This is a genomic window from Methyloglobulus sp. (assembly GCF_964779595.1).
Map to the genome: position 1 here is coordinate 1 of NZ_CBAROL010000054.1, position 9,148 is coordinate 9,148.

Consider the following 9,148-nt stretch of genomic DNA (forward strand, 5'->3'; position numbering starts at 1 on the left):
AATGGCAAGAATGGTAAGGCTATCGCCTGCGCCGCTATGCGTAAACTCATTCATCTTAGCTTTGCTATCTTGAAATCAGGCGAACCTTTTGATCCTCTTTTCGCAGTAAAATAAGCCTTGACACTTGGGTTTTAAGACGGTATCTACCAAGGACACAAACAAGCAAAGTATCCCCAAGAAAATGCTGAAGTCTTTTATTATCATTTGCCGAATTTCATGGTTGTGATTAGCCACTTGTTGTTCTATGGATTCCTCATCTTTCGGTGAGAAATGAAATGCTTGTTTAACACCATCAATAATTCTTTTACTGGTTTCATAATCCATGCCGTTGGTTATAAAAGTGGTGGGTACTACCTTTCTCCATATCCCTCCCCCTTCTTTGGTTGATTTATTGAAATATACCACTCTTTCTGTTGGACATAAGTTGATGCGTACATAGTGGCCTGACTTGGTATAGGCATAAAAATAATTCATGCCTTTCCCGCAATCATCCCAATGCACCGGTTCACGTTTAAATACGCCATCGTGATATGAATAGCTTCTTTGTATCTCATGTGGATAGGATATGTAAAAATATAGTGCGTATACCATAACAAGCCCCGCAATGAGGTACACAATTCGGCGCGCACCTGCAAAAATATTAAATTCCATTGATAGTTCTCCAAAAAACATCTCAGTTAAACATATTATTTACGGTAACCTGAAAAAATCCAATTAGTACGATTACTTATCGTCTAGCTGGTTTGCGCATTTTTAAGGTCGAGACATCAATGCTGCGGTAATGGAAATACGCTTCCAGTTCGGCAGTGTGGGAAAATTGTTTTGTTGTTTGCTTATCCTTTAACTAAAGCAACTTAACCAGTGTAGCGACAACTGCAATGGATGCAGCCATTAACCCACCCAACTTGATGATGATCCGGTATTCCAGTTCGCGCAAGTCGCGTTGTAAATTGTTTTCAAGTTCGACTAAATCTTTTTTGGTCGCCAAATTATCTTCAATTAGACGGGCTTGTTCACTGGCAAATACCTCGGCCTGTTCTTCCGAGAAACCTACCGCTTTAAGTTTTTTTACAAAACTGTGGGTATCAAACGTAATGGTGGACATGGTTTTTTCTCCAAAATGAAAATAATCGTCCCAAACTAGGCAAAATTATACCATGTGCAACGGGTAAAAAATCAGCCCTGTAGCCGTACCTACAAACCTGAAGCTTTAATAAAATGCTCCCGGTAATACCGCAATTCTTCAATGGATTCAATAATATCCGCCAAGGCTTCATGCTTGGTCTCTTTTTTGAAGCCGTCTTTTAGGTTGGGTGCCCAGCGTGCTGCCAATTCCTTTAACGTCGAGACATCAATGCTGCGGTAATGGAAGTAAGCCTCCAGCTTGGGCATGTACTTGACCAAGAAGCGCCGGTCTTGCCCGATGGTATTGCCGCACATGGGGGAAACCCGTCCAGCCACCCAATTCTCTAAAAATGCAATGGTCATGGCCTCGGCGGCTTCCGCATTGGTTTTGGAAGCCTTGACTCGGTCAATCAAGCCCGATTCGCCGTGGTGTTTTTGGTTCCAGTCGTCCATCGCCAACAAGGCGGCATCGGGTTGATGCACGGCAATGGCCGGGCCTTCGGCGAGGATGTTCAGGTTTTTGTCGGTGATGACGGTGGCGATCTCGATAATCAAGTCAGTGTCGGGGTTTAAGCCAGTCATTTCCAGGTCGATCCAGATCAGGTTTTGGGCATCTTGTGCCATTTGATTTTTCCGTTATATTAATTGGACGATAGTTAGTGTAGCATTTGCCTATATCGACACCTAGTTCTTAACCTGAAGATTCTAACTCATGAACAGCTTTACACTTATTTTTTTGCTCGCATTGCTTATCTGTTACACCGTTCAATTCTGGCTGGCAAAACGCCAGTCAGACCATGTTGCTAGTCATCGTTCTGCGGTGCCAGATGCGTTCAAAGACCGTGTTTCTTTAGAAGCGCACCAAAAAGCGGCAGATTACACCATCGAGAAAGGCAAATTAGGCACCATAGATAGCATTATCGGCATCGTCGTTTTGCTGTTGATGACATTAGGCGGTGGCATCAATGCTGCATTCGTATTCTGGGCGGGTCACATTGTTTCACCTATGCTTGCTGGAATTACCGCATTAGCGACGATTTTTCTGGTGATGACTTTAATCGACATCCCCACCAGCTTATACCAAACCTTTGTTATTGAAGAGAAATATGGTTTCAATAAAAGCACTCCGAAGCAATTTATCAAAGATATGCTTTTGCAATTAGGTCTTGGTGCAGCCATTGGCTTTCCAATATTAGCCTTGATACTGTGGGTGATGGATAGCGTGGGCTCGACATGGTGGTTGTGGGCTTGGGCTATTATCATAAGCTTTTCACTACTGATGAGTTGGCTGTTCCCTACTGTAATCGCACCTTTGTTCAACAAATTTACGCCGATGCAGGAAGGTTCATTGAAAGACCGGATTCAGGGTTTGCTTGCCCGTTGCGGTTTTAATAGCCAAGGCATTTTCATCATGGATGGCTCCAAACGGTCTGGTCATGGCAATGCGTATTTCACGGGACTCGGCAACAACAAGCGCATCGTATTTTTCGATACTTTAGTAAATTCGCTTGATGAAGAAGAACTTGAAGCGGTTTTGGCACATGAACTGGGGCATTTCAAACGCAAACACGTCATCAAAATGCTGGTTGCAACATCGATTATAACCTTGATTAGCTTGGCAATCCTGGGCTGGTTGATTAATGAACCGTGGTTTTATAATGGCTTAGGCGTAGAACAGCCATCAAATGCTGCCGCGCTGTTATTGTTCATGCTGGTATCGCCCGTTTTCACGTTTTTTATGCAGCCTATCAGCGCGTATTTCCAGCGTAAATTTGAATTTGAGGCCGACGATTTTGCAGCCAGCAATGCCAAAGCCACCAAAATGATTAGCGGCCTAGTGAAGCTGTATGAAGAAAACGCCAGCACGTTGACACCAGACCCCTTGTATTCTGCATTCCATTACAGCCATCCACCCGCTGCCATCCGCATAGCCCATTTGGAAACCAAAATGCAGTCCGCGTAAGCCATGAGCAAACAAGGGCGCGTGATCGTTTCTAAGGAAAGTCCCGCGCCCTCGTTATGTGAGGAAGGCTTGGTTATCGCGCATTTAGGGCAAGGCATTGCAGTAGAACATGACGATAAAATTATCCTCTGCCAAACGCTGAGAAAACTGGAAACGGTAGCTGTTGGTGACCGGGTGTTATGGTCACTATCCGCGCCAGATCAAGGTCGTATTGAGTCCATACTGCCACGACGTTCGCTGCTCGCTAGACCGGCCAGAAACAACAAAATCCGCCCAGTTGCTGCCAATATTGATACGGTATTCGTCGTCATTGCCGTCGAACCCTATTGTGATTTCTTGCTCATTGACCAATATCTGGCGGTGTGCGAGAACAGCGAAATCAATGTCGCCTTGATACTCAATAAGGTCGATTTAGACCCATCAGAAACCCTAGAACAAGAACTCGCTATCTATCAAAACCTGGATTATCAAATACATAGGGTCAGCACAAAAACAGGAACGGGGTTAACAGAGCTTAAACTTGCATTGCAAAACCAAGTCAGCGTGTTTACGGGGCAATCTGGTGTTGGAAAATCTTCCATCACTAACGCATTGATCCCAGATAAGAATCTAAGGACGAATACCGTTTCCGAAACCACCAAACACGGACGGCACACCACAACTGCCGCAACGCTTTACCATATCGACAACGGAGGGGATTTAATCGACAGCCCCGGCGTAGCGATTTTTGGGCTGGCGGACTTGAACAGGCAACAATTAGCTCAAGGCTATCGGGAATTCCAGCCTTTTTCAGACAACTGCAAGTTCAATGATTGCAGCCACGACCAAGACAAAGGCTGTGCTGTACGCACGGCAGCAGAAGATGGCAACATAGCCATGACGCGGTATGAGCGATTTTTGAAACTTACCCAAAAGATGAGTGGGTAATAAGCCATTTGGAATGGGTTAAACTAGCAACTTGATTGATAGGAACGGAGTGAGAAACCTAGGTTTGTCACTCCGAAAAACGCTTTGACAGCGAGCAAGACAACATGAAGGAGGATTTTAAAATCGCCCTTTATGTGCCTTGGATGGTAAGGTTAAGCAGGATAAACAACTTAGTAAAAAAACAGCCACAAAAAGATAGCCGTTTGATTTTAAAGTGTTATTTGAAAATAGACATGATCTTTGCGAACAGACCTTTCGCCTCGGTAGCTACAACTTCTAAATCTTCCTTGAAATCACCGATTAACTCGTTAAATTTAGCCTCTGCATCAACCTTCAATTCCTCCCAAGCTTCTTCAGTGGCATCCGCCAATTCGTTGAATTTGCCTTCACCTTCAGCAAACTTAACTTTTAAATTGGCAATTTGTGCATCTATTTCTGGCTTCATATCATCCATTGCATCGCTTGCTTTGGCTTCCAATGCATCCACTTCTACCTGCCAGCTATCGAGTTGGGTTTTTAATTTTGCTAAATATTCTTCTTTTGTTGCCATGATTATGACCTCCAAGGTTAAACTCGCGCCACCCAAAATGGGAACGCAATAAGGTTAATAAAAACTGTTATTATATTTTTTCTCTTTTCCACAATGTCCAAGCGCCGTAACACAAACCTATCCACCCAGCGTATTTAACCAACGGTGTAGCGATTAACGCTATGATGCTAATGACAATAATGGTAACTCCATCCCAAGAAGTCCGCTCATTAACCCGTGCCTGCACCCAGTCGATGATGTAATTAAGTATCGGCTTGACCGCGATTTCCGCCATGTTTATCCCCTTTGTGTGCCTACACTGACCAAACAATATTAGTGATAGTAGCTAGACACTTAAGTTACGGTGATAGCCTAGCACTAGCTACAAAATACTATAAAACCTAAAAACATACAACAACATCCAAAGCCACCTTGCTGACCGATCAAGCGCCTGTACTGAAAGATCAAACAAATTAATGGCATGGGAATAGATGGTGAATAAAAAGCCATTTTGATAGTGTGCATTTTATTGCCGCGTGTGGTTACAATAGATTATCGTAACTTTGCCTAACCTTGGATGATAAATGCACGCCAAGAACACCTACATAACACCACCGCCATCGGCTTACCTCACCGAGGTCAAAACACTTTCTGACCGGATTGTTAAAGCACAACAACCCATCCGTATTCTGGATGCGATTAAATGGGATGACAGCATCAAGCAGGTTTTTTTTGCCAACCACTGTAAAAAACTGCCAGAAATTACCCCAGAATACTACCAGGGACGGTCATTAGGCTTCGACCCAGAGGATAAAAAACAGGAGTTTTACCAAATCGAACGGGATCTTGTCCGCAAACTAGGGCAACTTAATCCGCTCAGTGTGATTATGCGACGGATTTGCCGAGAATATCAGGATGTGGTAACCATGCTTGAATCCAGGGGGAAGGTTAACTTTGCCAATATTTCGCAAGAATTGTACGGTTCATCGCAGGATGTTTTCCATGTCGGCGACCCCACCATTGCTGGGCTTGGCAGCATGATGGAAGAAACCTTAGCGCAATTGTTAAAGCTGGATTTTCTTGCTGAAGAACCCAAAACCATCGCTGCAACGGATGCAGTAGCCATCCTTAACGAAAAAATCGAAGCGGCGTTGCCCGGCAATAGCTTACGCGCAATGCTCAGTGACGGCATTATCGCAGATGCTGCTGCTGGCACGGATTACATCAAGCTGCGTGCTGATGCTTTGTTCAATATGCGGGACTTACGGGTTCTGGAAGTCCATGAAATTTGGGTGCATTTAGGTACTACGCTGAATGGTTTGGCGCAACCTTATTGCACGTTTCTAGGCAAAGGCCCACCATCGGCGACGGTCACCCAAGAAGGCTTGGCTGTGTTGATGGAAATACTCACTTTCAGCTCCACCCCTAATCGGCTCATGCGCTTAATCAATCGCGTTCGCGCCATAACGCTTGCAGAAGAAGGTGCTAATTTTATTGATATTTTCAATTTTTTTGTAGCGAAAGGCTTAGATAAGGATGAAAGCTATATCATCAGCAGCCGTGTTTTTAGGGGCAGCACACCCGAAGGCTTGCCATTTACCAAAGACCTGACCTACATCAAAGGTTTTGTATTGACTTATAACTTCATGCGGCTTGCGGTAAGCAAAGGCAAACCAGACCGCATTCCCTTGTTGTTTTGTGGCAAGACCATGATTGAAGACATGAAAGTGTTGGTGGATTTGGTTGAAGAAGGCACGGTAATCGCACCACGCTTTTTGCCGCCGCAGTTTACCGATTTGATGGGGCTTTCAGCATGGCTAAGTTTTAGCCGCTTTATGACCTCGATGAATTTTCGGCAATTGGAGCAAGATTACGCGAATGTACTGTGAACACATGAGTGCTTAAGAGCTATCGCTACAGATAATTTCATTGTTAGTACATCGTAGGTATAATCCAGACCAGCCTATGCTGTCGCCACCCCAAAACCAGAGGAGTAACTTAATGAAAAAACTACACGTACTGTCAGCCCTGTTTACCCTTTTTTTGGTTGATGCCAACGCCGCAATGGATCACAGCGGTCATGGTGGCGGGAGCGGCGGTAGTGATGTCAATTGCATCCATCCGCGCCTGGACAAAATTCAACCCGCTCATTTGGCGACGGTTGCACCTGGTTCTGAGTTTTCTTTTGTGGTGTTCAATATCGACAATCCTAAGGTCGTTTCTGTCATGGTCAAGAAGCAACCGGTAGACATTAAAACTGAATTTAAAGACCCTTTCTATGTGGTCAAAGGGAAAATTCCCGATTCTTTACGTAATACAGCGGCGCGTATTGATGTCAAAATTGATGCCAAATATAATCCATGTAAGGCGGCGCAAGGATGGCTGGTCAAAATCGCCGAAAACTAATGTCCATTTATATCAGCATTATCGTCAGCTATGTCTGAATCTCAAGCCGTCAAACGTTGCGTCGCCTATTGCTTGGCACAAAGCTTTGACATTAGCGCCCTGTCTAAAATTCTGTCGGAAACCAGCCTGATACGGATTATAAAAGGAGCGTTGCTGATTGAGGATAATGAGGCTTGGTCGATGATATTTGCTTACGGTGCAGTGGTACACTGGAATATCACCCCAGAACAACAGCATAAAATTCATGATCTTCTATTGGATCATGATGAAAATCCGCTGAAAGTGATTGAGGAAGATAACTTTACTTTCGCCCTAGACTGTCCGCAGACGCGTATTATTGAGGATCATATCGAAATCGAATCCTCTGACCCTATTGTGCTGTTTTCCTTGTCTCACGGTATGGCGCAATCCATCAAGCTGGCATCATTTGAAACCAATGCCATCACCACCATCAACAATACCAGTTATATTCCAAGATCTTTGGCGCAAGATGGCAAAATCAAATTAAGCCGTCAAGAAATCGCTAAAATACGCGGACAACTGTTTTTGACCAAAAGCGATATTATCTTGAATTATGACTTGTTGGATAAGCCGGATTTCTTTTGGGAGTATCCAGAATATGAAGATTACTACACTACCGCCGCAAAATATTTGGAAGTTACGCCGCGTACCGACGTATTATCCAAAAAACTGGAAACCATCCATGAACTCTTTGAAATGCTGGCTGATGAGCAAAAACATCGGCATTCCCTGACCTTGGAATGGATAATCATCGGCTTGATTACCTTTGAAATTGGTATGACCATCGTCGATAAAGTGTTCTAAAGCCACCTTGAACCCCTGATAACCCCATAGATGTTAAGTTACCAACACGCTTACCATGCCGGTAACTACGCCGATGTTCTAAAGCATATCGTTTTAATTCAATCGCTGAAATACCTGAAAGCGAAAGATAAGCCGCTTTGCTACATTGATACCCACGCTGGCTCTGGTGATTACAAGCTAAATAGCAACGAAGCGCAGAAAAACCAGGAATTTCTAGGTGGTATTGGCAGCTTATGGCAACGTGATGATTTGCCTGCTTGCGTGGCCGATTACGTCAATCTCGTCAAAAATTTCAACTATTCCGAGCAATTAAGCCATTATCCAGGCTCTCCCTTAATCGCCAGTCAATTGTTAGGCGATAACGACCGCTTGTTTCTTTACGAGCTGCACACGGCGGAATCCAGACTTTTAAACGACTTCATTAAAAAAGATAAGCGCATCAAAGACTTTCGTGCCGATGGCCTAAAAGACAGCTTAGGCTTGTTGCCGCCCAAAGAAAATCGCGGTTTGATATTGATTGACCCTTCATATGAGATTAAAAATGAGTATCAAACTGTAGTTGACACACTGAAAGCCATGCACAAACGTTTCGCCACCGGCTGTTATTGCCTTTGGTATCCGGTCGTTGCCAGAAAGCGCAATCAATATATGGAACGTGCTTTACAGTCCAGCGGCATTAAAAACATCCAGTTGTTCGAGTTAGGCATCCTACCTGATAGCGACGAACACGGCATGACGGCGAGTGGCATGATCGTTATTAATCCACCTTGGACATTGCTTACCGATATGCAAATGGTTTTGCCCTGGTTAGCCAAAATATTAGGAGAAAACCAGCAAGGGCATTATCGAGTGGAGCAGTTGGCGGTCGAATAATCACGCTAGGGTTTCCTACGGCAGCGCGATTCACCCACTTCATTCAACACTTGCGTGCTTGAGAAGGCTGCTATTTTGAGTTTATCGTAACTTTAATTTACCAGTCAAAGACTTATCGTTGCTAAAAAACCAATTAATAGCGTTTTTTAACCAGAAAGAAATTTGATAATTATAGGTACTCAGCTATACTCGACCCAGTGTCCAATAGCACTACACATCCTTAGGTATTTCGGCAAATTTACCAGTACTATTAAAGGGTTTGGGCATCAATAATCTAACGTTTCACCCTGTTTGTTTAGCCTTGCTGTTCACCCTTTTTAATCGCACTGGGAGAAGTCATGATAAAAGAACAAATGGCGAATTCAACTCTGAAGTGCAATTCTAGTATTCATGCGGCTTGTCGTTTGTCGACGCCAAAAAATACCGCATGGGGTGTTTTGTAGTTTAGCGTTTTTCGTGGTCTGTGATTAAGTTTTTGCATGACAGCCTCTACTTGACTC

General features: G+C 44.0%; 11 protein-coding genes. 6 read left to right on the forward strand and 5 right to left on the reverse strand.

Annotation, left to right across the window (positions count from 1 at the left end; all coding sequences use genetic code 11):
• Positions 1-75: 75 nt before the first annotated feature.
• From AC1YY3_RS12325 to orn, 3 genes are all read right to left on the reverse strand, one after another.
• The gene (locus tag AC1YY3_RS12325; RefSeq protein WP_481825109.1) at positions 76-651 is read right to left on the reverse strand and encodes a hypothetical protein; all 576 of its coding nucleotides are present in this window, start codon (positions 649-651) and stop codon (positions 76-78) included.
• A gap of 193 nt (positions 652-844) precedes the next feature.
• Entirely contained in the window at positions 845-1,105 is a 261-nt protein-coding gene (locus AC1YY3_RS12330; RefSeq protein WP_481825110.1) for a DUF1640 domain-containing protein, read from the reverse strand.
• Between the two features lie 89 nt (positions 1,106-1,194).
• Positions 1,195-1,749, reverse strand: a complete 555-nt coding sequence (gene orn / locus AC1YY3_RS12335; protein ID WP_481825111.1) for an oligoribonuclease — start codon at positions 1,747-1,749, stop codon at positions 1,195-1,197.
• 88 nt (positions 1,750-1,837) lie between these two features.
• Between orn and AC1YY3_RS12340 the strand changes: the two genes are divergently transcribed.
• Together AC1YY3_RS12340 and rsgA are read left to right on the forward strand one after the other, a co-directional pair.
• Positions 1,838-3,088, forward strand: coding sequence for a M48 family metallopeptidase (locus AC1YY3_RS12340; protein ID WP_481825112.1), 1,251 nt, complete (start codon positions 1,838-1,840; stop codon positions 3,086-3,088).
• A 3-nt stretch (positions 3,089-3,091) separates the two neighbouring features.
• Positions 3,092-4,015 (forward strand): ribosome small subunit-dependent GTPase A, encoded by a 924-nt coding sequence (gene rsgA, locus AC1YY3_RS12345; RefSeq protein ID WP_481825113.1) that lies wholly within the window; start codon positions 3,092-3,094, stop codon positions 4,013-4,015.
• 217 nt (positions 4,016-4,232) lie between these two features.
• Here rsgA and AC1YY3_RS12350 read toward each other — a convergent pair whose 3' ends face one another.
• Together AC1YY3_RS12350 and AC1YY3_RS12355 are read right to left on the reverse strand one after the other, a co-directional pair.
• Positions 4,233-4,565, reverse strand: coding sequence for a sll1863 family stress response protein (locus AC1YY3_RS12350; RefSeq protein WP_481825114.1), 333 nt, complete (start codon positions 4,563-4,565; stop codon positions 4,233-4,235).
• 70 nt (positions 4,566-4,635) lie between these two features.
• Positions 4,636-4,839: a hypothetical protein gene (locus AC1YY3_RS12355; protein ID WP_481825115.1), complete on the reverse strand. Its 204-nt coding sequence runs from the start codon at positions 4,837-4,839 to the stop codon at positions 4,636-4,638.
• Between the two features lie 289 nt (positions 4,840-5,128).
• On the opposite strand from AC1YY3_RS12355, the gene AC1YY3_RS12360 reads away from it, so the two are divergent.
• From AC1YY3_RS12360 to AC1YY3_RS12375, 4 genes are all read left to right on the forward strand, one after another.
• The gene (locus tag AC1YY3_RS12360; protein ID WP_481825116.1) at positions 5,129-6,433 is read left to right on the forward strand and encodes a flavohemoglobin expression-modulating QEGLA motif protein; all 1,305 of its coding nucleotides are present in this window, start codon (positions 5,129-5,131) and stop codon (positions 6,431-6,433) included.
• Between the two features lie 112 nt (positions 6,434-6,545).
• Entirely contained in the window at positions 6,546-6,950 is a 405-nt protein-coding gene (locus AC1YY3_RS12365; RefSeq protein ID WP_481825117.1) for a hypothetical protein, read from the forward strand.
• A 30-nt stretch (positions 6,951-6,980) separates the two neighbouring features.
• Positions 6,981-7,775, forward strand: coding sequence for an RMD1 family protein (locus AC1YY3_RS12370; RefSeq protein ID WP_481825118.1), 795 nt, complete (start codon positions 6,981-6,983; stop codon positions 7,773-7,775).
• 30 nt (positions 7,776-7,805) lie between these two features.
• Entirely contained in the window at positions 7,806-8,648 is an 843-nt protein-coding gene (locus AC1YY3_RS12375; protein ID WP_481825119.1) for a 23S rRNA (adenine(2030)-N(6))-methyltransferase RlmJ, read from the forward strand.
• Positions 8,649-9,148: the final 500 nt, after the last annotated feature.